Annotated in this window: 19 protein-coding genes; 9 read left to right on the top strand and 10 right to left on the bottom strand. The window is 62.3% G+C overall.

Annotated features, from left to right (window positions below):
* Positions 1 to 310: 310 nt before the first annotated feature.
* From AB7783_RS04830 to AB7783_RS04815, 4 genes are all read left to right on the top strand, one after another.
* Positions 311 to 1,180, top strand: a complete 870-nt coding sequence (locus tag AB7783_RS04830; protein WP_439076778.1) for an NAD(P)-dependent oxidoreductase — start codon at positions 311 to 313, stop codon at positions 1,178 to 1,180.
* Between the two features lie 184 nt (positions 1,181 to 1,364).
* A complete protein-coding gene (locus tag AB7783_RS04825) occupies positions 1,365 to 2,966 on the top strand; it encodes a sensor histidine kinase (protein ID WP_439071241.1) in 1,602 nt (533 codons plus the stop codon).
* Positions 2,967 to 3,011: 45 nt separating this feature from the next.
* Positions 3,012 to 3,230, top strand: a complete 219-nt coding sequence (locus AB7783_RS04820; protein ID WP_068730727.1) for a DUF1289 domain-containing protein — start codon at positions 3,012 to 3,014, stop codon at positions 3,228 to 3,230.
* 10 nt (positions 3,231 to 3,240) lie between these two features.
* Complete coding sequence (locus tag AB7783_RS04815; protein ID WP_439076777.1) at positions 3,241 to 3,753, top strand: TIGR02281 family clan AA aspartic protease; 513 nt, start codon at positions 3,241 to 3,243, stop codon at positions 3,751 to 3,753.
* On the opposite strand, the gene dusA is transcribed toward AB7783_RS04815, so the two are convergent.
* Together dusA and serA are read right to left on the bottom strand one after the other, a co-directional pair.
* Positions 3,754 to 4,749 carry a tRNA dihydrouridine(20/20a) synthase DusA gene (gene dusA / locus AB7783_RS04810; protein WP_439076776.1) on the bottom strand — a complete coding sequence of 332 codons (996 nt, stop codon included), beginning with the start codon at positions 4,747 to 4,749 and terminating at the stop codon, positions 3,754 to 3,756.
* Between the two features lie 38 nt (positions 4,750 to 4,787).
* Positions 4,788 to 6,050, bottom strand: coding sequence for a phosphoglycerate dehydrogenase (gene serA, locus AB7783_RS04805; RefSeq protein WP_439079910.1), 1,263 nt, complete (start codon positions 6,048 to 6,050; stop codon positions 4,788 to 4,790).
* Positions 6,051 to 6,429: 379 nt separating this feature from the next.
* On the opposite strand from serA, the gene AB7783_RS04800 reads away from it, so the two are divergent.
* The 5 genes from AB7783_RS04800 (at position 6,430) to AB7783_RS04780 (ending at position 13,791) form a co-directional block, all read left to right on the top strand.
* Positions 6,430 to 7,626 carry an NAD(P)/FAD-dependent oxidoreductase gene (locus AB7783_RS04800; protein ID WP_441277000.1) on the top strand — a complete coding sequence of 399 codons (1,197 nt, stop codon included), beginning with the start codon at positions 6,430 to 6,432 and terminating at the stop codon, positions 7,624 to 7,626.
* A gap of 171 nt (positions 7,627 to 7,797) precedes the next feature.
* Entirely contained in the window at positions 7,798 to 8,655 is an 858-nt protein-coding gene (locus tag AB7783_RS04795) for an FAD binding domain-containing protein (RefSeq protein WP_441276999.1), read from the top strand.
* Positions 8,652 to 11,006, top strand: a complete 2,355-nt coding sequence (locus AB7783_RS04790; protein ID WP_441276998.1) for a xanthine dehydrogenase family protein molybdopterin-binding subunit — start codon at positions 8,652 to 8,654, stop codon at positions 11,004 to 11,006. Before AB7783_RS04795 ends, AB7783_RS04790 begins: the two co-directional genes overlap by 4 nt.
* On the top strand, positions 11,003 to 11,482 hold the full coding sequence (locus AB7783_RS04785) for a (2Fe-2S)-binding protein (protein WP_441276997.1): 480 nt from the start codon (positions 11,003 to 11,005) through the stop codon (positions 11,480 to 11,482). The genes AB7783_RS04790 and AB7783_RS04785 overlap by 4 nt, the downstream gene beginning before the upstream one ends.
* Positions 11,479 to 13,791 carry a xanthine dehydrogenase family protein molybdopterin-binding subunit gene (locus AB7783_RS04780; RefSeq protein WP_441276996.1) on the top strand — a complete coding sequence of 771 codons (2,313 nt, stop codon included), beginning with the start codon at positions 11,479 to 11,481 and terminating at the stop codon, positions 13,789 to 13,791. Before AB7783_RS04785 ends, AB7783_RS04780 begins: the two co-directional genes overlap by 4 nt.
* On the opposite strand, the gene AB7783_RS04775 is transcribed toward AB7783_RS04780, so the two are convergent.
* The 8 genes from AB7783_RS04775 to AB7783_RS04740 form a co-directional block, all read right to left on the bottom strand.
* A complete protein-coding gene (locus AB7783_RS04775; RefSeq protein WP_231080959.1) occupies positions 13,792 to 14,253 on the bottom strand; it encodes a MarR family winged helix-turn-helix transcriptional regulator in 462 nt (153 codons plus the stop codon).
* A 69-nt stretch (positions 14,254 to 14,322) separates the two neighbouring features.
* On the bottom strand, positions 14,323 to 15,051 hold the full coding sequence (locus AB7783_RS04770) for an ABC transporter ATP-binding protein (RefSeq protein ID WP_231080960.1): 729 nt from the start codon (positions 15,049 to 15,051) through the stop codon (positions 14,323 to 14,325).
* Complete coding sequence (locus AB7783_RS04765) at positions 15,051 to 15,818, bottom strand: ABC transporter ATP-binding protein (protein ID WP_231080961.1); 768 nt, start codon at positions 15,816 to 15,818, stop codon at positions 15,051 to 15,053. The genes AB7783_RS04770 and AB7783_RS04765 overlap by 1 nt, the downstream gene beginning before the upstream one ends.
* On the bottom strand, positions 15,815 to 17,713 hold the full coding sequence (locus tag AB7783_RS04760; protein ID WP_441276995.1) for an ABC transporter permease: 1,899 nt from the start codon (positions 17,711 to 17,713) through the stop codon (positions 15,815 to 15,817). The genes AB7783_RS04765 and AB7783_RS04760 overlap by 4 nt, the downstream gene beginning before the upstream one ends.
* A 70-nt stretch (positions 17,714 to 17,783) precedes the next feature.
* On the bottom strand, positions 17,784 to 19,004 hold the full coding sequence (locus AB7783_RS04755; protein WP_089267318.1) for an ABC transporter substrate-binding protein: 1,221 nt from the start codon (positions 19,002 to 19,004) through the stop codon (positions 17,784 to 17,786).
* A gap of 305 nt (positions 19,005 to 19,309) precedes the next feature.
* Complete coding sequence (locus tag AB7783_RS04750; RefSeq protein ID WP_089267123.1) at positions 19,310 to 20,119, bottom strand: SDR family NAD(P)-dependent oxidoreductase; 810 nt, start codon at positions 20,117 to 20,119, stop codon at positions 19,310 to 19,312.
* Between the two features lie 42 nt (positions 20,120 to 20,161).
* Complete coding sequence (locus AB7783_RS04745; RefSeq protein WP_441276994.1) at positions 20,162 to 20,950, bottom strand: enoyl-CoA hydratase-related protein; 789 nt, start codon at positions 20,948 to 20,950, stop codon at positions 20,162 to 20,164.
* Positions 20,951 to 20,953: 3 nt separating this feature from the next.
* Entirely contained in the window at positions 20,954 to 21,814 is an 861-nt protein-coding gene (locus tag AB7783_RS04740) for an alpha/beta fold hydrolase (protein ID WP_089267317.1), read from the bottom strand.
* Between the last annotated feature and the right edge of the window lie 79 nt (positions 21,815 to 21,893).

The raw sequence follows: 21,893 nt of genomic DNA, 5'->3' as shown, positions 1-21,893 counted from the left end.
GTGTCTCCCGATCGACGGACAAACTAGACCGCACAGATAGAGAACTTCCGCCCTAAGTCCATGCCGTTTCTAGGCTATGTTGAGAATTCCGAGATTGCTCTGGCACAAGACCGGCACCAGATTTTCTTTTGCAGCGCACCATAAGCGGCTGCAGCCATGAGCGGTAACGGGGGCTTTGCCGCGTCCTGTGCAGCGACTATGCTGGCGCTCCTCATCACCAGCGATCTCGCCGCCACCAACCAGGGCGGCGCCTCACTTCCCAACAGTCGACGTTCGGCAGCAAAGCCGACAGCATCCAAAGGGTACGGACATGGCCAAAGTTGCATTTATCGGTCTCGGCGTCATGGGTTTCCCCATGGCCGGTCACCTTGCCACCAAGGGCGGCCACGAGGTCACCGTCTACAACCGCAACGCAGCCAAGGCCAAAGCATGGGTGGAGAAGTTCGGCGGCAAGTCCGCAGCAACCCCGAAAGCGGCTGCCGAAGGCCAGGACTTCGTGATGTGCTGCGTCGGCAATGACGACGACCTGCGCTCGGTCACCATCGGCGCTGACGGCGCATTCAGCGGCATGACCAAGGGCGCGATCTTCGTCGATCACACCACCGCCTCCGCCGAAGTGGCCCGCGAGCTCGATGCGGCTGCGACCAAGGCCGGCTTCCAGTTCATCGACGCGCCAGTGTCGGGCGGCCAAGCTGGCGCAGAGAACGGCGCCCTGACCGTAATGTGCGGCGGCACCCAAGCTGCCTATGCCAAGGTCGAACCGGTGATCACCGCCTACGCCAAGATGCAGAAGCTGCTCGGTCCCGCAGGCTCCGGCCAGCTCACCAAGATGGTCAACCAGATCTGCATCGCCGGCCTCGTCGAGGCACTGTCCGAAGGCATTCACTTCGCCAAGAAGGCCGGTCTCGACGTCAATGCGGTGGTCGAGGTGATCTCCAAGGGCGCCGCGCAGTCGTGGCAGATGGAGAACCGCCACAAGACCATGAATGACGGAAAATTCGACTTCGGCTTCGCCGTCGAATGGATGCGCAAGGACCTCTCGATCTGTCTCGCCGAGGCCCGCCGCAACGGCGCCAGCCTGCCGGTCACGGCCACTGTCGATCAGTTCTACGGCGAGGTCGAAGCACTCGGTGGCAAGCGGTGGGACACTTCAAGCCTCTTGGCAAGATTGCCCCGGTAACCATCTAGGTTTACTGAACAAATCACGGCGGAGCGGCGCCCGACAGGCGCCCTCCGTCGATACCATTTTTATTGAATATTAACCGGATTACTTCGTTCTTTAAGGCACCTCTTAATGATTGTGCGGCACAGATAGGGTCTGTGAAAAACCGCGCGCGTTTGCGTGCAGGATTTGTGTACGAGTGATGAGTGAGCCCGCCGCCAGGCCCGAGGTCGTCCAGCTTCCGGCTGAAACGCCCGTCGCTGTTCCGCCGCGCAATCGCCGGGCGGCACAACAGCGGGTGCGCGAAGCGCGCGACCGGCTGACCTCGACTTCAGGAACACGCCCCGCATTCGATCGCGAACTGCTCCGCCAATACGCCCAGACCCGCCTCTCCGCCTCGCTCGTCATCACGCTGCTGGTGGTCGGCACAGGCATCCTGTTCGGGTTCTGGATGCAGCCGCTGCCGGCCGCCGCATGGTCATGCGGAATGCTGTGCATTCACGCGGTGATCCTGCGCGCCTGCAATCGCTATCTGGCGGAAACACCGACACCCAACAGCACGCATAAATGGCGGCTGCGCTTTATCTTTTTGGACCTGCTCTACGGCCTGTCGTGGACGGTGATCCTGGTGCATCCGACCGGCGTCGACGTCGTCTCCAATTCGCTGATGATGTTCCTGATGCTGCTGGTGGTCGCGGTCTCCAGCATGCTCGCCGCGAGCCTGCCGATTGCCGCCTTTGCCGCCACGGCGCCAGTGACCCTCGGCGTCGCGCTGAGCTTCATCCTGCGCGGCACCTTCGACAACTACGTGCTGGCCGTTCTGGCTGTCGCAGCCGAAGGCTATTTCGCGCTTCTGGCGCAGCGCCTGCACTCGACAACGCTCGCGACACTGGAAGCCCGTGCCGAGAAAGATGCCCTGATCGGCGAGCTCGAACAGGCCAAGGCCATCTCCGACGAAGCGCGCCACCGCGCCGAAGCCGCCAATGTCGCCAAGTCGCGCTTCCTCGCGCAGATGAGCCATGAATTGCGCACGCCGCTGAACGCCATTCTCGGCTTCTCCGAAGTGATGAAGAGCGAGATCTTCGGTGGCCATGCCGTGCCGGTCTACAAGGACTACTCGGCCGACATCCATAATTCCGGCGTGCACCTTCTGAATCTCATCAACGAGATCCTCGACCTGTCGCGCATCGAAGCCGGCCGCTACGAACTCAACGAAGAAGCCGTCTCGCTCGTGCATGTCGTCGCGGACTGCCATCACCTGTTGAAGCTGCGCGCATCGAGCCGCGGCATCACCATCCACGAAGTGTTCGAACACGGCATGCCGCGGGTCTGGGGCGACGAGCGCGCTTGTCGGCAGATCGTGCTGAACCTGCTGTCGAATTCGATCAAGTTCACGCCGCAGGGCGGGGAGATCTGGCTCAAGGTCGGCTGGACCGCCTCCGGCGGTCAGTATCTAAGCTGCAGGGACACCGGTTCGGGCATCGCCGAAGACGAGATCCCGATCGTGCTGGCCTCCTTCGGCCAGGGATCGAACTCGATCAAATCGGCTGAACAGGGTGCCGGTCTCGGTCTCCCGATCGCCAAGAGCCTGATCGACATGCATGGCGGCACCTTCACACTGAAATCGAAACTGCGGATCGGCACCGAGGTGATCATCACTTTCCCGCCGGAGCGTGTGATGTCCGCGCTTGCGCCGATGGCGCCCGATGGGCCACCGCTGCAGCCCGATTACGAGATGAACGTCGCCGACGAAAAACGCCGAGCCCGTAACAAACCCATCATGAATGCAGGAACCGGGCTGTGATTTCGACGCTTGCGCAAGCGAGCGGATCCGCTTCAATATTACTGGATGAGCAAAGAAACGCCGTGCATCGCAGTCTGCTTCATCGACCCCAAGACCAAGCTCTGCCTCGGCTGCGGACGCACGCTGCCGGAGATCGCGCGCTGGGGAAAAATGGACAGCGCGGAGCGTCTGGACACGATGGCGCTGCTGCCGGCCCGCATGGCCGAGGCGGGGCTGGAGCCTTCGTCGACATACGCAGCGAAGAGGACATCCGCGGCCACCTGAGAGGCTCGCCATGAGCCGGGTTTTTCTTCTCGTCATCGTCATTGTCGCGACGGCAGGCGCCGCCCTCGCCTATGGCGATCCCAAGCAGATCTCCAAGGCCGGCAATCTCGTCACAGAAATTTTGCGCAAGCAGAGCCCGCCGCCACTGCGGCTGGTCGACGTCCCGCGCGGCAACACTGGCGAGTTCGGGCTTCAGGCCAAGATCAACGGCGTCCAGACGGCGATGGTGATCGATACCGGCGCAACCTCGGTGGTGCTGACTTATGAAACCGCAAAGGCCGCGGGCCTGCCGCTCGAATTGCTCGACTACAATGTCGACGTCGAGACTGCGGGCGGCCGCACCAAGGCGGCGCGATTGACGCTGGATCGCCTCGCTGTTGGCAAGCTGGTCGAGCGATCCGTCCCGGCACTGGTGGTGCCGCGCGGACAGATGAAGACCAATCTGCTTGGCATGAGCTTTCTCGATCGCCTGGAAAGCTGGGAAGTCCGCGCCGACAGACTGATGCTGCGCGGCTATCCGTAACTAAGCCGCGACCGACTCCGCAGGCTCGTCCTCGACCTGCGCAATGGCTTCTCGGAGCACATTGATGCTCGCACCATGCTTGACGCCATTCTCCGCCAGATAACGCCGGAAGGCGCGTGCGCCGCGCACGCCGTGGAATGCGCCGACAAAATGCCGGGTGATCGAATGCAGCCGCGTGCCCTGCGCGAGTTGATCCTCTATATAGGGCATCATCGCCGCGAAGGCGTCTTTCATCGTCGCATGCGGCGCGGGCTCGCCGAACAATTCGGGATCCACCGACAGCAGCCGCCACGGCTCCTGATAGGCCGCGCGGCCGAGCATCGCGCCATCCACATGCGCGAGATGAGCAGCGGCTTCAGTGATGCCGATGATGCCGCCATTGATGACGATCGGCACGTCGGGCATCGCCGCCTTGAGCCGATAGACGCGGTCGTAGTTCAGCGGCGGAATGTTGCGGTTCTCTTTCGGCGACAGGCCGTTGAGCCACGCCTTGCGCGCATGCACGATCAGGCCGTCGGCGCCGGCGGCGACCACCGCGCGTGCCAGCGTATCGAGTGCGACTTCGGGATCCTGATCATCAATGCCGATGCGGCACTTGACGGTGACCGGCACATCGACAGCCTGCTTCATCGCGGCCACACCGCGCGCTACCAGATCCGGCTCGGCCATCAGGCAAGCACCGAAGCGGCCGTCCTTCACTCGATCCGAGGGGCAGCCGACATTGATGTTGATTTCGTCATAGCCGAAATCCGCGCCGATCTTCGCAGCCTCTGCGAGGTGCGCCGGCTCCGAACCACCAAGCTGCAGCGCCACCGGATGTTCGCTGACGTCAAAGCCAAGCAACCGCGCGCGGTCGCCATGGATCACGGCGCCCGTCGTCAGCATCTCCGTATAGAGCCGCGCCCGTCGCGACAGCAGACGATGGAAGACGCGGCAATGCCGGTCGGTCCAGTCCATCATCGGGGCAATGGAGAAACGGATGTCCTCGTGCTTCAAGCGTCTATTCCATGTCGTTCGTTGAGCAGAACCAGGGCTCAGTCCTTGTATTCATACAACAAGCGGGCGCGGATCGTACCTTCCAGCGCCCGAATATCCGCCAGCACCCGCTCGCTATCCGCCGCCGATGCATCGGCATCGAGAACGACATAGCCGATGTCGTTGTTGGTCTCGTAATATTGCGCGGCAATGTTGACCGCATGGCGCGCCAGCACCTCGTTCAGCCGTCCCAGCATGCCCGGAACGTTGCGCTGGACCTGGATGAACCGGGTACCTGACGGGCGTGCCGGCAGTTGTACCTGCGGGAAGTTCACCGTGCCCATAGTCGACCCGCTGTCGCTGTAGTCGATCAGTTTGCGTGCGACTTCCGCGCCGATGCGCTCCTGAGCCTCCTCGGTGGAGCCGCCGACATGCGGCGTCAGGATGACGTTCTCCAGACCCTGCAGCGGGGTAACGAAACGCTCCTGATTGGAGCTGGGCTCGACGGGGAATACGTCGACGGCCGCACCGCGCAGTTTGCCCTGGCGCAGTGCATCGGCGAGCGCATCGAGATCAACCACCGTGCCGCGGCTGTTGTTGATGAAATAGGCGCCGTCCTTCATGGCGGTGAACTCGTCGCGACCGATCATCCCCTGCGTGGCCGGTGTCTCCGGCACATGCATGCTGACCACATCGCTCTGCGCCAGCAGTTCCTGCAGGCTTCCGACAGGTTCGGTGTTGCCGTGACGCAATCGATCGGTGTGATCGTAGAAGATCACGCGCATGCCCAGCGCTTCCGCCAGGTTCGAGAGCTGCGAGCCAATGCTGCCGTAGCCAACGATACCAAGCGTCTTGCCGCGCACCTCATAGCTGTTATTGGCGGATTTCTCCCAACCGCCTTCATGCGCCAGATTGGAGCGCGAGATGATCCGGCGGAACAGCATGACGATCTCGCCGATCACCAGTTCGGCAACCGAGCGCGTATTCGAGAACGGCGCATTGAACACCGGAATGCCACTACGGCGCGCCGCGTCGATATCCACCTGATTGGTGCCGACGCTGAAGCAACCGATCGCGATCAGCCGGTCCGCGGCATCGAGCACGTCCTGGGTGATCTGCGTGCGCGACCGGATACCGAGAATGTGTACGCCCTTGAGCGCTTCCTTCAGCTCATTGCCACCGAGCGCCTTGGAGAGCCGCGTCACGCTCGAATAGCCCGCCGCCTCGATCAGCTCGACCGCGCTGTCGTTCACGCCTTCGAGCAGAAGGATTTTGATCTTGTCTTTCGGGAGGGAAAGCTGCGGCAAAGGCAGGCTGTTCATGGTCACGGTCGCGGCGTCCTTTGAGCAATGAATGAGATAGAAACCACGCTGGAGCGGTAAAGCCCCGGTTGGTCCGGCTCACATCGTCTGGTTTGGTTTGGCGCCTGTTTAACGTCACCGCGCCGATCTTGCTACGGGTATCTAACCCATTGAAATCACTTATCTCTGATCCAAGGTCATAGAGAAGCCGGCTCGGGACCGCGCTGTGGCCTGCGAGAATCTGGAGCAGCCTGCGCGCCCGCGCGCTCCCTCGGGGAACGGAACAGGGCCCGGGAAATTGTCACGTGACTTCAGTACGAGGCGCGGACAGCGCCTTCCTTCCCCAGCCTCATGGTGCCCCATTTCCGATCTCGATCCCGATACCACCGAGCATGCTGATTTGCGCGGCGGACATTCGCCGTGGTTTGCCGGCCTGCAGCGTGCCCCCCGTCGGCCCCTTACCGAAGACATCACATGCGAGGCCCTGATCGTCGGCGGCGGTATCACCGGCGCCTTGATGGCCGAGCAACTGACGCGGCAGGGACTGGATGTGGTGATCGTCGATCGCGAATTGCCTGGGCGCGGCAGTACAGTAGCGAGCACGTCGATGCTGCTGTGGGAGATCGATCGTTCGCTGGAGGAGCTGACACATCTCTATGGCTATGAGCGCGCCGCGCGTGCCTATCGCGCCAGCTATGACGCGATCCATGGATTGAAGGCGCTGGTCCGGACGCTCGACCTGCGATGCGACATGCGCGCGAAGGACTCGCTCTATCTTGCCGCAGGCGAGAGTGCCAAAGGGCTGATCGAGGAACACGCGCTTCGCGCGCGCGCCGGCCTGCCCGGCACACTCCTCGATCACAAGACCCTCCTGTCCCAATACGACATTGCCCGGGCGGGTGCCATCATCTCGCCCGACTCGGCAGATTCCGATCCGTTGCAACTGGCAGTGGGGCTGCTGAATGTCGCGACGGCGCGCGGCGCGCGATTATTCGAGGCGGAGACGGCCGCGTTCGACTCCGCAGGCCACGCCGTCGGCGTTCAATTGACTGACGGCCACACCATCGAGGCCCGCCACGTCGTGCTGGCCACCGGCTATGTGATGCCCGATATCGTGCACACAACGGTACAGAAACCCTCTTCAAGCTGGGCGATCGCGACGAAGCCGCAGCCGGACAGACTCTGGCGCGCCGGCGTACTGATCTGGGAAGACAGCAAGGATTATCTCTACGCCCGAACCACCGCATCCGGCCGCATCATCATCGGCGGCGAAGACAGCGACGAGATCATCGATCCCGATGCTCGCGATGCCCTGATCCCTGCCAAGGCACGTGCGCTGAAGGAGAAGCTCGCATCACTCTGGCCACGCGCCGAACTTGCCATCGACTATCGCTGGGCCGGCACTTTCGACACCACGCGCGATGGCCTGCCGCTGATCGGCCCTGTCCCCGGCCATCCGCATCTCTATGCCGCCTATGGTTATGGCGGGAACGGCATCACCTTCAGCTATCTCGCAGCGCAACTGATCGGCGGGATGATCGCGGGCAAACGCTCGCCATTGCTGGACGACTTCGCGCTGCAGCGCGATATCGCCTGAAACTTAGCGCGCTCGACTCGGCGAATTCAGCTATCCCCATTCTACTGTCACCACGTGATCAAAACGCAGGCGGCGAACGCCCCGTTTTGCGTCAGCGACACTGATTGACTTCCAAAAGACGATTGTTAGCATACAAGTGAATTTTGGCCCTCCTGCCCGGGGTTTTTCCATATGAAGCCGGCGCCGTTCACGCGACACGTCCCACGCACCGTGGATGAAGTTGTGAGTGCATTGGCCGAGTTTGCGCCGCTCGATGGCCGCATTCTGGCGGGCGGCCAGAGCCTGGTGCCGATCATGGCGTTCCGTATGGCGCGGCCAGCACACTTGATCGATATCAATGAGGTCGAAGGGCTCGACCGCCTCGCTGTCGACGGCGACTATCTCTCGATTGGCGCGCGGGTGCGCCACGGCGCATTCCACAAGCCTGTCATCGACGGTCCGCTTGGTAAGCTCCTCGCTTTCGTCGTCAGCCACATCGCGCATTATCCGATCCGGATGCGCGGCACGTTTTGCGGCAGCCTCGCCCATGCCGACCCTGCATCGGAATGGTGCCTCGTCGCGGCAACGCTGGACGCCCAACTGGTCGTGAAGAGCGTGCGTGGCGAACGCATCGTTAATGTCACGGATTTCCTCGAAGGCATCATGTCGACATCGCTGGCTGAGGATGAGTTCCTCGCCGAAGCGCGCTTGCCGCTGCTACCCGACGATACCAAGTTCGGCTTCTACGAGTTCAGCCGCCGTGCAGGCGATTTTGCGATGTCTGCCGCGCTCGTTACCTATCGTCTTGTCGATGGCGTAATCGCCGAGGCCCATGTCGGCATCGGCGGTGCCGAGGATCGCGCGCGGCGCATTCTCGAGGCCGAAGATGTTTTGAACGGTCAGGCTCCTTCGCCGGACCTGTTCGTCGCCGCCGGTGAAGCCGCGGCCAATGCGATCGAGCCGCTGGAGGATATCCAGACCACTGCGGAATATCGCTGCGATCTGGTCCGCGCCGTGACGCGGCGCGCACTGGAGCGGTCGGCACAATGACGGTCCACACCAAGGGCACCGGCACGACCTGGGTCGGGCGTTCGATCCGCCGGCTCGAGGATCCCGCCCTCGTCACCGGTCGCGGCCGCTTCACGGCGGATATGCCCGCCACACACTGGGTGCGCTTCGTCCGCAGCAGCGTGGCTGCCGGAACGATCGAGAACATCACGGCACCGGAGGGCGCAGGCATCGTCACGGCCAAGGACCTCGCAAAGCTGAAGCCGATCCGGCCGATGCTGAGCAAGTTCAATTATGTCGCGGTCGGTCAGCCGATCCTTGCCGATGGCGTGGTGCGGTTCACAGGTGAGTCCATCGCGGCCGTCTACGCGTCGAGCAAGGATCAGGCGGAGGACATCGCCGATCAGGTCGAGGTCGAGATATCCCAAGGCGCACCGCTGATCGACGCGATGGATGCGCTCGCCGAGGACGCTCCGCTGGTTCACGCCGACACCAAGCACAACGTGATCGTCGAGGGTCGCATCGCGACACCCGGCTTCGAGGATGTTTGGAAGACCGCACACAAGGTGCTGCATGTTGAAGCGCGCTCGCACCGTCAGAATGCGACGCCGATGGAGGCCCGCGCAGGTCATGCCTCCTATGACGCATCGACCGGTCGCGTGACACTGACCTGCACCACACAGATGCCGCATCTGACGCGCACGGCGGTGTGCGACATCCTCGGCATTCCGGAATCGGATCTGCGTGTCATCGCGCCTGACGTCGGCGGCGGCTTCGGCCAAAAGATGTCGCTGGCGCCGGAATATGTGCTGCTGGTCTGGCTGGCGCGCAAATTGCGCAGCTCCGTGGCCTGGACCGAGGATCGCCGCGAAAACCTGATTGCGAGCTTTCACAGCCGCGATCAACACGTCCAGCTCGAAGGCGCATTCGACAAGAGCGGAAAGCTGCTCGCTTTGCGCGGCGACATTGTCGCCAATATCGGCGCCTATTCCTGTTTCCCGACGACCTGCGGCGTCGAGCCCTTGATGGCACTGGCCGAGCTCCCCGGCCCCTATGACGTCCGCGCTTATGACTGTCGCTCGCGCGGCGTGATGACCAATACCTGTCCGATGGCGCCCTATCGCGGCGTCTCGCGGCCGGTCATCACCTTCGTGCTCGAACGCTTGATGGACAAGGCTGCCGCAGCCTTCGGCATAGAGCCGACCGAACTACGCCGCCGCAATCTGATCGACAAGTTCCCCTACACGTCGGCGACCGGGCTCGTCTTCGATGACGGTAGCTACAAGGAAACCATGGAGATGGCCATCAAGGCCATCGACCTCGACGCATTCCGCAAGCGCCAGAAGATCGCGCGCGATGCCGGCCGCCATCTCGGTATCGGCTTTGCAACCTTCTCCGAGCGTACTGGCTATGGCAGCCCGGCTTTCGCGGCACGCGGGATGGAGATCACTCCGGGCTTCGAGACCGTGTATCTGACCATCGATCCCTCGGGCTTCGTCGAAGCGCGGATCGGCTCGTCGCCGCATGGCCAGGGACTGCGCACATCACTGGCGCAGATCATCGCCGACGAGATCGGCATCGATCCGGAATTCATCAAGGTGGTTCACGGCGACACAGACCGCTCGCCCTATGGCTGGGGCACATTCGCCAGCCGCTCGCTGGTGCTGTCGGGCGGCGCCAGCCTGCTCGCCGCGCAAAAGATCCGCGCCAAACTGCTGAAGATGGCGAGCCATCTGCTGGAAGCCGCGCCCGAGGACATCACGCTGCAATCCGGATCGGCGCATGTCATCGGCACCGATCGCTCCGTCACCATCGCGTCGATGGCGCGTGCGGCCTATCACCAGACCCACATCTTCAAGGGCGAGATCGAACCGGGTCTCACCGAGACCGGCACTTATGATCCATCCGGAACCTTCTCCAATGCCTGCCATGTCGCCATCGTCGAGGTCGATATCGAGACCGGCCGTGTCGAGATGGAGAAATTTCTGGTCGCCGAGGATGCCGGGCTGATCATCAATCCGATGATCGCCGACGGCCAGGTCCATGGCGGGGTCGCTCAAGGCATCGGCAACGCGCTGCTGGAAGAGATCATCTATGACGAGACCGGCAACATCCTGACCAGCACGCTGGCGGATTTTCTGCCGCCGACGACGCACGAAATTCCCGAGATTGAGCTGCATCACATCGAGACTCTCACCGGTAATTCGATCACCAAGGCCAAGGGCCTCGGCGAAGGCGGCGCCATCGGCGCGCCGGCCGCCGTGATCTCCGCGATCAACGACGCGTTGTCCTGCTTCGGAATCTCCATCGACGAAATGCCGGCAACGCCGCAGCGCATTCGTGCGGCGCTGCGCGCAAGCGGAAAATTGCCAAGCAACGGAAAACTTGCATGAGCGACAAGACCGATATCACCCTCATCATCAACGGTCACTCCCACGCCATTCGCGTGGAGTCGCGCCGGACCCTCGCCGACGCGATCCGCGAGGACTGTGGCCAGACCGGCACGCATATCGGTTGCGAGCACGGCGTCTGCGGCGCGTGCACCGTGCTCGTGAATGGCGAGCCCGTGCGCTCGTGCCTGATGTTCGCGCAGCAGGCGGACGGCAAGCAGATCCGCACCGTCGAAGGCCTCGCCGATGGCGACGAGATGCACCCGATGCAGCGCGCCTTCATGGAGAACCACGGCCTGCAATGCGGTTTCTGCACACCCGGCTTCCTGATGCTCGCCGTCGGCGTGCTGGAGCGCGAGCCGGATATTTCCGACCACGATCTGGTGGACGTGCTGTCGTCGAACCTGTGCCGCTGCACCGGCTATCAGAACATCATCAAGGCGGTCCGCGCCGCCGCGGTGGAGATGCGCCAGTCGTGACTGCTGCCGCCAAACCGGGACTGGTTGGCCAATCCGTCACTCGCAAGGAAGACGGCCCGCTGCTGCGCGGCCAGGGCAAGTTTGCCGCCGATATCAATTTCCCGAACCAACTCCATATGCGTGTGGTGCGCTCGACCTACGCCCACGGCAATATCGTCTCGGTCGATCTCGCGCCGGCTCTGGCGATTCCGGGCGTGGTCGCCGCCTGGAGCTTTGCCGATGTCTCCGAGATTCCGCCGATTGATTTCCGTCTGACGCGGCTGGAGCAACTCGCCGTCTATCGCCAGACCATTCTGGCCAAGGACAAGGTGCGCTATGTCGGCGATCCCGTCGCCGTCGTGTTCGCCGAAGATCCCTATCTTGCCGAAGATGCCGCCGAGCAAGTCGAGGTCGAGATAGAAGAACTGCCGGTGATCCTGCAGGCCGATGGCGAGGTCGGCGAGTTCCGCGACGGACTACCGACCGAGACCGCACTGATCGAGAAAGGTTATGGCGACGTCGATGGAGCGTTCGCCAAAGCGCATGCCGTAGTCAGCCTTTCGCTCTCCATCGGCCGTCATTCCGGCGTTCCCCTGGAGACGCGCGGGGCCATTGGCCGTTACATCGCCGAGACAGACATGCTGGAAATGTACGGCGCTGCGAAAGTGCCGCACTGGAATCGCGACCAGCTTGCGAAAATGTTTGGCCGCACCGCTGCCAACACCAATCTGTTCGAAGGCCATGTCGGCGGCGGCTTCGGCATTCGCGGCGAGATGTATCCCGAAGACGTACTGGTCTGTCTGGCCGCGCTGCGCCTCGGCCGCCCCGTGAAATGGATCGAGGATCGCCGCGAGCATCTGATCGCGGCCAATCACTCGCGGCAGCAGACCCATCACATCCGCGCGGCGATCGATCGCGACGGCAATATTCTGGCCATCGACAACGAGTTCTTCCACGATCAGGGCGGCTATATGCGCACGCATGCCGCCACCGTGCCCGACCTCGCCGCTGCGATGCTGCCCGGCCCCTATCGCATTCCCGCCTATCGCGTGCTCGGCCATATCCGCCTGACCAACAAGACGCCTGGCGGCACCTATCGCGCGCCCGGCCGCTATGAGAGCACTTTCGTGCGCGAACGCTTGCTGGATGCGGTCGCGGCCAGAGTGGGGATCAGCGGCGTCGAGGTCCGTCGCCGCAACCTCATCGCGACCAGCGAGATGCCGGTCACGCGTGCATTGGAAACGCTCGGCACCGACATCGTGCTGGATTCAGGCGACTACCCGAAGCTGCTGGACAAGGCGCTGAATGGCATCGGCTGGGACGACCTGCAGACGCAGATTACGTCACGTCGCAAGGCGGGCGAACTGGTCGGCTCCGGTGTCGCCATGTTCGTCGAGAAAAGCGGTCTTGGCCCGTTCGACGATGTGCGGATCAATGTCGGGACCGACGGGCTCGTGGAAGTCGTCACCGGCGCCGCTTCGGTCGGCCAGGGCGTCGAAACGGTCATCGCTCAGATTTGCGCAGAGAAACTCGGCGCCAGCTATGACAATGTCAGCGTGATCCACGGCCAGACCAACCGTATCGCCAGAGGCCTCGGCGCCTTCGCCTCACGCGTCTCCGTGATGACGGGCGAAGCGACGCGGCAAGCCGCGCTGAAGCTGCGCGACAAGGCTCTCGCGGCCGCAGCTGAATTGATGCAGTTGACGGCCGATCAACTCGATATCGTCGATGGCGAGATTGTCCGCCTCGATGGCGGTACCGGCCCATCGATGACGCTCGGCGAGATCGCAAAGGCGCTCGAACCGGGAGGCAATCTGGTCGGTGATAGCGAACCTGGCCTGTTCGCCGAAGCGTCGTTCGAATCCAAGCATATGACCTACCCATACGGCGTCCATGTCGCGGTCGTGTCGCTCGCCCGCGACACTGGCGGCATCAGCGTCGAGCGGTATCTTGTCGCCTATGACATCGGCAAAGCGATCAACCCGATGCTGGTCGATGGCCAAATCGTTGGCGGCGTGGCCCAAGGCATCGGTGGTGCGCTTTATGAAGAGTTCACCTATGACGACCGCGGCGAACCGCTGGCGGTAACCTTCGCCGACTATTTGATGCCGACGGCCCGCGAAGTACCTGATGTCGAAGTGATCATTTCCGAGGATGCGCCGAGCCCGCTCAACCCGATGGGGCTCAAGGGCGCCGGCGAAGGCGGCACCAATGCCGTCGGCGCGGCGATTGCAGCGGCCATCGACGACGCGCTCGGCCAGCCCGGCGCCATCACGCAGCTGCCGGTCTCGCCTCAACGGATCAAGGCGCTGCTCAATAGCAAAATGTGATCAGGTAATCTTCTTCAGCAACCGCGTCAGTGTGCGTTGCTCTTCGGCCGTCAACGGTCGCAGCGTCTTGGCGCTGACCTCCGCTGCAACGCGGATTGCCGCATCGACCACACGGGCGCCCTTCTCGGTCAGCGACACCGCACGGCGACGGCGATCCGTAGGGTCACTACCGGTGGTGATGAAGCCGCGCAGACCCAGCCGATCCACAACCCCCTTGATGGTCGCGGCATCGAGATAGACCAGCCGCCCCAGATGGTTCTGTGAACTCGGGCCGACCTCATGCAGCTTCGCCAGCACGGCGAATTGCGTCTGGGTCAGATCCTCGATCATGTTGGACATGAAGATGGAGGTGTGGCGCTGCATCGCCACGCGCATCAGGAAGCCGACCTGGGAGTCGAGGACATAGTCCGGCGGCGTCTCCGCGGCCGGAAGGGCCTTCAGCTTGGTCGGTTTCTGCGCCATGTCGTCCCCGATGATCTCCTGCTAGTTATGAACGATCTTCGGTTGCCGCGACAGTTGAAGTTTTGGTCGTTACACCGTCAAATAAGCGCGTTGAATGTCAATATTCTCCGCCAGCTCGGTCATGGTGCCGTTCCATTGGATCTGGCCCTTTTCGAGGACGTAGGCCCTGTCCGAGACCAGTTCGGCGAAATGCACGTTCTGCTCCGACAGCAGGATCGACACTCCAGCCTTTTTCAGTTCGAGAATGGTATTGGCCATCAGTTCGACGATCAGCGGGGCGACCCCTTCGGACGGTTCATCAAGCAGGATCAGCAGCGGATTGCCCATCAGCGTCCGCGCCACGGTGAGCATCTGCTGCTCGCCGCCGCTCATCCGGCCGCCCGGACGGTTCGGCATTTCACCGAGATTGGGAAACAGCGCCAGTAGCTTCTCTTCGGTCCAGACCGGCGCCGGCACGCCGTCGCTGAACTTGCGTGGCGGCTGGCGGCCGATATCGAGATTTTCCAGCACCGTCAGATCGGAGAAGATGCGGCGGTCCTCCGGCGTGAAACCGAGGCCGAGCCGCGCGATCTCGTAAGGCTGCCGGCCGGAGATATCGTGGCCATCGAACCGGATCTTGCCGGTAGACTGCGCCATCAGGCCCATGATGGCCTTCATGGTCGTGGTCTTGCCAGCGCCATTGCGGCCCATCAGTGCAACGACTTCGCCGCGCCCGACCTGCAGGCTGAGGTCGTAAAGGATCTGCGCGGCTCCGTAGGACGCACCGAGATTTTCGACCGAGAGCATCGGGGCGCTCATCAATGTGCCTCCGATTTCTGGAATGTCTTGCCGGTGCCGAAATACACTTCCCTCACCTGCGGATTGTCGCGGATCGACTTGGCATCGCCGTCGGCGATCAGCCGGCCCCGCGCCAACACGATGATGCGATCAGCGAAGGCAAACACCACATCCATCGAATGTTCGGTGAACAGCACGGAGATGCCCTTCTCGATCACCAGACGCTTCACCAGCGCGATCAGATCGTTGCGCTCCTTGGGCGCCATGCCGGCAGTCGGCTCGTCCATGAGCAGCAGCCGTGGATCGTTGGCGAGCGCAATCGCCAGTTCGACGCGCTTAACGTCGCCATAAGCCAGCTCGCGGCTCGGCCGATCGGCGGCATCCTGCATGCCGACCTGGGCCAGCAGCTCCAGCGCGCGCTCGCGGTGGAGCGACGATGCCGGCTTCCACAGCCGGTAGACCTGATTGGCGTGGGAGATCAGCGCCATCTGCACATTCTCGACGACCGTCATCGAGTTGAAGGTGGCGGCGACCTGAAAGGTACGACCAATACCAAGGCGCCAGATATCGCGCGGTTTCCTGCCGTTGAGCTTCGCCCCCTCGAACCAGATCTCGCCGGAATCCGGCGGCAGCTGGCCGTTGATCATGTTGAAGCAGGTCGACTTACCGGCGCCATTCGGGCCGATCAGCGCAAGAAACTCGCCGCGCTTGATGTCAAACGAAACCTCGTTGACGGCACGCACACCACCGAAGGATTTCGAGAGCGAACGAATGGCGAGGTCGCTCATGATGCGGCCTTCGATGTTGTCTTTCGTCGCGAGATCAGCTTGACGAAGCCGCCGACGATGCCACTCGGGAACGCAAGCACCAGCAGCAGAATGATGCCGCCGAGCAAGGCCCGCCAGTATTCCGTCGAACGCATCATGAAATCCTGCAGCACCGCATAGACCGACGCACCGACAATCGGGCCGGTCAGCGTCTGGATGCCGCCGAGAAGAACCATGACGAGACCATCAATGGAGCGGCTGACGCCGATGGTCTCCGGCGAGATCGAGCCCTTGGCAAAGGCGAACAGCCCACCGGCAATGCCGCAGACTGCACCGGCAATGGCGAAAGCGAGCCAGTGTACGCGCTTGACATCAAGACCGATCGCTTCGGCGCGCAAGGGAGAGTCACGCCCTGCCCGCATCGCGTAACCAAATGGCGCGAACAGGAATTTGCGGAGCAGCAACACGCCGAGTGCGGCGAGTGCGAGTGTCAGGAAATAGAATGCCCCACGGCTGTCGAATGGCGTCGACGGCCACACCCCGAGCACGCCGTTGGAGCCGCCTGTGAGTGTTTCCCATTGGAACACGGCCGCCCATACGATCTGGGCAAAGGCGAGTGTGAGCATCGCCAGATAGACACCGGACAGTCGCACAGCGAACCAGCCGAACAGCAGCGCGCCGACCAGCGCCAGCACTGGTGCGGCTGCCAGTGCGAGTCCCATCGGCGCCGCAAACCATTTCACCAGCAGCGCTGCGCCGTAAGCACCCAAGCCAAAATAGGCCGCGTGGCCGAACGAATGCATGCCACCCGGCCCCATGATGAAATGCAGGCTCGTTGCAAACAGCACGGCAATCAACACGTCGATGCCGAGCACGAGCGTATAGGGCGAGCTCTTGGCGATCAGCGGCAGGCACACGAGGACAACGAGAAGAATGAGGCCCGCGATCTTCGTGGCCGGTGTCGCAGGACGCAGCGGCTCTTCGGGCTCAGCCACGCTGCGCACAGCCACCTGCTCCCGACCGAGCAAGCCGTAGGGCCGTGCGATCAACACCGCGGCCATCACGAGAAATTCGGCAACCAGCGTCATCTTGGAGAAATTGACCGTGAAGCCGCCAAAATTCACGACGCCAAGGCCGATGCACAACGCCTTCACCTCGGCGATGATGACCGCCGCAAGATAGGCGCCGGAGATCGAGCCCATGCCGCCGACCACAACGACGACGAAGGCGTCGCCGATCACGATCAGGTCGGTCGCCAGCGTCGCCGGCTCGCGCGCAATCTGCAGCGCGCCGCCAAGACCTGCGAGCAAAGCGCCCAGCGCGAACACGCCCGTGAACAGCATGGCCTGGTTGACGCCGAGCGCGCCCACCATCTCACGGTCCTGCGTCGCCGCGCGCATCAAGCGACCGAAGCGGGTCTTGGCCAGCGCGAGATGCAGCATCCACAGCACGAACGGGCCGACGAAGATCAGAAAGATATCATAGGTGGGCAACCGACGGCCGAGCACCTCGACGGAGCCGGTCAAACCAGGTGCGCGCGGTCCGAGCAGATCCTCAGGACCCCAGATCCACAGCGTCGCGTCGTTGATAACGAGCACGAGCGCGAAAGTGGCGAGCAATTGAAACAACTCAGGTGCGCGATAGATCCTCCGCAGCAGAAGGATCTCGATCGCAGCGCCGATCAGGGCCACCAGCAACGCGGTCAGAACAATGCCGCCCCAGAAGCCGACGGCACCGCCGACCTTGGTGGCGATGCTGTAGGCGATATAGGTCCCGATCATATAGAGGGACCCGTGAGCGATATTGACGATCCGGGTGACGCCGAAAATCAGCGACAACCCGGCAGCCACGAAGAACAGGCCGGAGGCGGCCGACAGGCCGTTCAGTGCCTGAAACAGAAACGCGTTGAAACTCATCGGAGGAATCCCCCTCCCCGCGTTGAACGTGCGGGGAGAGTATCAACGGCGATCATCGTCGTGCTTCCTGTTACTCGGTCGCGGGACGGAGCTTCTTCACTTCTGCGTCGCTGGGCAGCACAGATGCACCATCGACATATTTGAAGTCGCTCATGGTGCCTTTGCCGCCTTCAAGCGCGATCTTGCCGACATAGGCTCCCATGGTCGCCTGGTGATCGCTGGCGCGATACATGAACGGACCGAACGGGCTGTCGAGCTTCAGACCTTCAAAGGCCGTAATCAGTTTGTCAGTGTCCGTCGAACCTGCCTTGGCGATACCGGCAGCCAGAGAAGTCATCGTGACATAGCCGACGATCGACCCGAGACGCGGATAGTCGTTGTACTTCTTCTGATAGGCCGTCAGGAACGCCAGGTATTCTGGGGTCTTGATCTTATCCCAGGGATAGCCGGTAACGATCCAGCCGACCGGCGCTTCTTCCTTCACCGGATCGAGATATTCCGGCTCTCCCGACAGCAGGCTCACGACGGTGCGATCCTTGAACACGCCGCGTGTGGTGCCCTCGCGCACCAGCTTGGAGAAGTCCGCGCCGAACAGCACGTTGAAGATCGCGTCCGGCTTGGCATCGTCGATGGCCTGCACCACGGCGCCAGCATCGACCTTGCCGAGCGGCGGTGCCTGCTCGGTGACGAATTCGATGTCAGGCTGCTTCGCCTTCATCATTTCCTTGAAGGTCGCGACCGCCGCCTGACCGTATTCGAAGTTCGGATAGACCAGCGCCCAGCGCTTCTTCTTGGCAGCCAGCGCATCCGGCAGCAGCATTGCGACCTGCATATAGGTCGTGGCACGCAGGCGGAACGTATACTTGTTGCCGTTCTGCCAGGTGATCTTGTCGGTCAGCGGTTCTGCAGCGAGGAAGAACACTTTCTTCTTGCCGGCGAATTCGGTCACCGCGAGACCGATATGCGAAAGGAACGTGCCGGCGATAATGTTGACGCCTTCGCGCGTCACCAGCTCATCGGCCACGCGCACGGCATCGCCCGGCGTCGAGCCATCATCGCGAGAGATCACTTCAAGCTTCTTGCCAAGCACGCCGCCCTTGGCATTGATCTGTTCGATCGCGAGCTCCCAGCCCTTCTTGTAGGGATCGAGGAATGCGGTCTGTGTCTTGTAGCTGTTGAGCTCACCGATCTTGATCGTGTCCTGCGCGAGAACCGCGTGACCGAACGACAATGTCAGTGCGCCGGCCATTGTGCCGGCAATCGCGAGTGAGTGAAGGGAACGAGCCGTCATCATGATCGAACTCCGTTGTGATCGACGTTTGCGATAGAAGTGATTCTCGCCGAAGCCTTCGCAAGAAACGGATCGACCGTTCGCCCTTGCGTCGCTTGCAGCCCCATGTTTGCAACGCGAATTAGTTTGTACGCAAATAGTCCGGCGCACCCTCTTCGTTGTCAAGACCGGTCTTGGTGCAACATGCCTAGCACATCGCCGAAGTTTTGATCATCCGATGTCGGCCGATGCGCGCGCATCTGCGACCGAATTTCGCAGAGCTGCGCGGCAGCGATATTCCGCCGCCGCGCGTCGTGTTTTGACGACTACCGATCGCGGAAACGGTCCATCAGCGCCTTGTCCTGACCGCCATCGATTTCGATCATGGTGCCGTTCGCCATCTGCACGAGTGGCGATGCGAGCATGACAACGAGGTTTGCAACTTCCTCGACTTCGGCGATACGGCCGAGCGGGATCGAGGCCGGCGCCAGCTTGTCGGCTTCCTCGTAGGAGATCTTCATGTCGCGCGACATGGCGTTGACGAGGCCGGCCCAGCGCTCGGTACGAACCGGGCCCGGATTGACGGCGCAGAACGAGATGTTGTGACGGCCGTACTGACCTGCGAGCGACAGGGTCATGTTCTGACCAGCAGCGTTCGCAGCACCCGGTGCGATTTCCCAATAGGATGGCTTGACGCCGTCATTGCCGATCAGATTGACCACGCGGCCACCACCCTGCTTGACCATGATTGGCAGCGCGTAGCGCAGGCAGCGCACATAGCCCATGAATTTGAGCTGCAGCGCCTGTTCCCAGTCGGCTTCGGTGAGCGTCTCGATCACGCCGCCCGGTGCCGAACCGGCATTGTTGATCATCAGATCGATGCTGCCGAGTTCCTTGGCGGCCTTCTCGACGAAAGCCTTGGCATCCGCATCCTTGGTGAGGTCGGCGGTAATCGCGACCACCGTCACCCCGTAGGCGTTGCGGATTTCTTCAGCCGTTTTCTCCAGCGGCTCCATGCGACGGGCGCAGATGGCGACATTGACGCCCTCCTTTGCCAGCGTCATAGCAATCGCCTTGCCGATACCTTCGCTGCCGCCGGTGACGAGAGCGCATTTGCCTTTGAGTTGGAGATCCATGTGCGTGTCCTTCTTGGGTTGGCAGAAATGGAAATGATAAGTTCAGCTTCCCGTAAAACGCGGGGGTCGTTTCTCGGCAAAGGCCTTGCGGCCTTCGGCGTAGTCGGCGCTGGCGTCGGCCGCAGCATAGAACTGCTCGGCTTCAGCCAGGAGTTCGGCATTGTCCGTGCTCAGCGCACGAATGGCAGCCTTGGCCGCCTTGATCGTCAGCGGCGCATTGCCGGCGATCTTCCGGGCAAGCTCGCTGGCCAATGATCCAACGTCAGCCTTCGGTGCGATGACATGTACCGCGCCCAGCGCATGAGCGCGGGTGGCAGGCAGACGATCGGCCGTAAACAGAACTTGTCGCGTCGCACCGGCGCCGAACACGCGGATAAAGCGCGCGATACCGCGCGGATCGTAGCCCAGACCAAGCTTGGCGGCGGGGACTGCGAAGAAGGCATCATCCGCAGCAACGCGCATGTCGCAACTCGCAGCAACGGATGACCCGGCGCCCATGCAGCCCCCATAGATCAGGCCGATGGTCGGCTGCGGGATCGCCTCGATGGCCAGGCAGGTATTCTCGACCAGATCGTCATAGGCCCGGGCATTGCCCTCGCCTGATCGAGCCGTGGCAAAGTCGGAAATGTCTGCGCCGGCGGAAAACATCAAGTCGCCATCGCCGCGGATGACCACGACACGGATATCCTTGCGGGTGGCGACGTCGCCGGCAAAGGCGGCGATCTTGTTCCACATCGCCGTGGAGATCGCGTTACGTCGTGCTGGATTGGCCAGACACAGCGTCGCGATGCCGTCCGCAATATCAATGACGATATCGCCGGGCGTGCTCATCGCTCAGGCCGCCGGCTTGTGCGACATCCAGCGACCGGACTCGGCCGCCGGGAAGAGCTCAGCCAGCGCCGCATTGAATGCCGCCGGCTCTTCGCTGGTGATGGTATGGCCGGCACGCGGCAATACCAGAAGACCTGCTGTCGGCACCGTACGCTTGAGAAAGATGCTGGGATCGAGGCACCAATCGTCCTCGTCGCCAACGATGATCAGCAGTGGCGGCGTGAATGTCTCGAGTTGCGGCTTCATCTCCCACAGCATCGGCCGCTTGGCCTGCAGCTCGCGCATGGTCAGCGCGTGCCCGACCGGAGAATGATCCGCCAGCATGCGCGCAAACTCGGCGAAACCACGCGGGTCCTTGTTCTTGTGCGTCTGACGCGTTGCACCATCGGCATAGCGCGCTGCAGCGGTCGGAAAATCGACCGTCTCGAACATTTTTGCGGTTTCGCGCGAGGCTGCACGGCCCTGCTCCACAAAGGCAGGATCGGGACTGGAGCCGTAACCGCAGCTTGCAGCGGTTACCGACAAACAGCGATCCGGATAGTGAATGCCAACATGCAGCGCCGTCGATGCGCCCATGGAATGACCGACGATATGCGCCTTGTCGATTTTCAGTGCATCCATCAATGCGATGACGTCATCGCGTGCAATATCCTGGCCGTAACGCGCTGGATCGGTCGGTACATCCGATGGCGGATAACCGCGCTGGCTGTAGGTGACGCAACGATAGGAGCGCGAGAAGTAACGAAGCTGGGGCTCCCAGGTGCGGTAATCCCCCGCATACTCATGGACGAAAACCACAGGACTCCCGGTGCCGACTTCCTCATAATAGAGTTGCGTCCCGTCGGGCGTCGTCACGTGCGGCATCATCGCCTCCTGCAGTCAGAGCAGATTTCATTTGCACACAAACGAAATGCTAGTAGCGTTATTTCACGACTGCAAGAGG

Source organism: Tardiphaga sp. 172_B4_N1_3 (genome assembly GCF_052076035.1).
In the GTDB taxonomy this organism is placed as follows: domain Bacteria; phylum Pseudomonadota; class Alphaproteobacteria; order Rhizobiales; family Xanthobacteraceae; genus Tardiphaga; species Tardiphaga robiniae.
The sequence above is the reverse complement of the archived record's forward strand: the minus strand, read 5'-3'. Positions and strand labels throughout refer to the sequence as shown.

Bases quoted from the DNA above. Each gene is read 5' to 3' on its own strand.
- AB7783_RS04785 (WP_441276997.1), top strand. From the start codon at position 11,003: ATGAGCGACAAGACCGATATCACCCTCATCATCAACGGTCACTCCCAC.
- AB7783_RS04790 (WP_441276998.1), top strand. From the start codon at position 8,652: ATGACGGTCCACACCAAGGGCACCGGCACGACCTGGGTCGGGCGTTCG.
- AB7783_RS04830 (WP_439076778.1), top strand. From the start codon at position 311: ATGGCCAAAGTTGCATTTATCGGTCTCGGCGTCATGGGTTTCCCCATG.
- AB7783_RS04825 (WP_439071241.1), top strand. From the start codon at position 1,365: ATGAGTGAGCCCGCCGCCAGGCCCGAGGTCGTCCAGCTTCCGGCTGAA.
- serA (WP_439079910.1), bottom strand. From the start codon at position 6,050: ATGAACAGCCTGCCTTTGCCGCAGCTTTCCCTCCCGAAAGACAAGATC.
- AB7783_RS04795 (WP_441276999.1), top strand. From the start codon at position 7,798: ATGAAGCCGGCGCCGTTCACGCGACACGTCCCACGCACCGTGGATGAA.
- AB7783_RS04755 (WP_089267318.1), bottom strand. From the start codon at position 19,004: ATGACGGCTCGTTCCCTTCACTCACTCGCGATTGCCGGCACAATGGCC.
- AB7783_RS04760 (WP_441276995.1), bottom strand. From the start codon at position 17,713: ATGAGTTTCAACGCGTTTCTGTTTCAGGCACTGAACGGCCTGTCGGCC.
- AB7783_RS04775 (WP_231080959.1), bottom strand. From the start codon at position 14,253: ATGGCGCAGAAACCGACCAAGCTGAAGGCCCTTCCGGCCGCGGAGACG.
- AB7783_RS04770 (WP_231080960.1), bottom strand. From the start codon at position 15,051: ATGAGCGCCCCGATGCTCTCGGTCGAAAATCTCGGTGCGTCCTACGGA.
- AB7783_RS04815 (WP_439076777.1), top strand. From the start codon at position 3,241: ATGAGCCGGGTTTTTCTTCTCGTCATCGTCATTGTCGCGACGGCAGGC.
- AB7783_RS04765 (WP_231080961.1), bottom strand. From the start codon at position 15,818: ATGAGCGACCTCGCCATTCGTTCGCTCTCGAAATCCTTCGGTGGTGTG.
- AB7783_RS04820 (WP_068730727.1), top strand. From the start codon at position 3,012: ATGAGCAAAGAAACGCCGTGCATCGCAGTCTGCTTCATCGACCCCAAG.
- AB7783_RS04740 (WP_089267317.1), bottom strand. From the start codon at position 21,814: ATGCCGCACGTGACGACGCCCGACGGGACGCAACTCTATTATGAGGAA.
- AB7783_RS04750 (WP_089267123.1), bottom strand. From the start codon at position 20,119: ATGGATCTCCAACTCAAAGGCAAATGCGCTCTCGTCACCGGCGGCAGC.
- AB7783_RS04745 (WP_441276994.1), bottom strand. From the start codon at position 20,950: ATGAGCACGCCCGGCGATATCGTCATTGATATTGCGGACGGCATCGCG.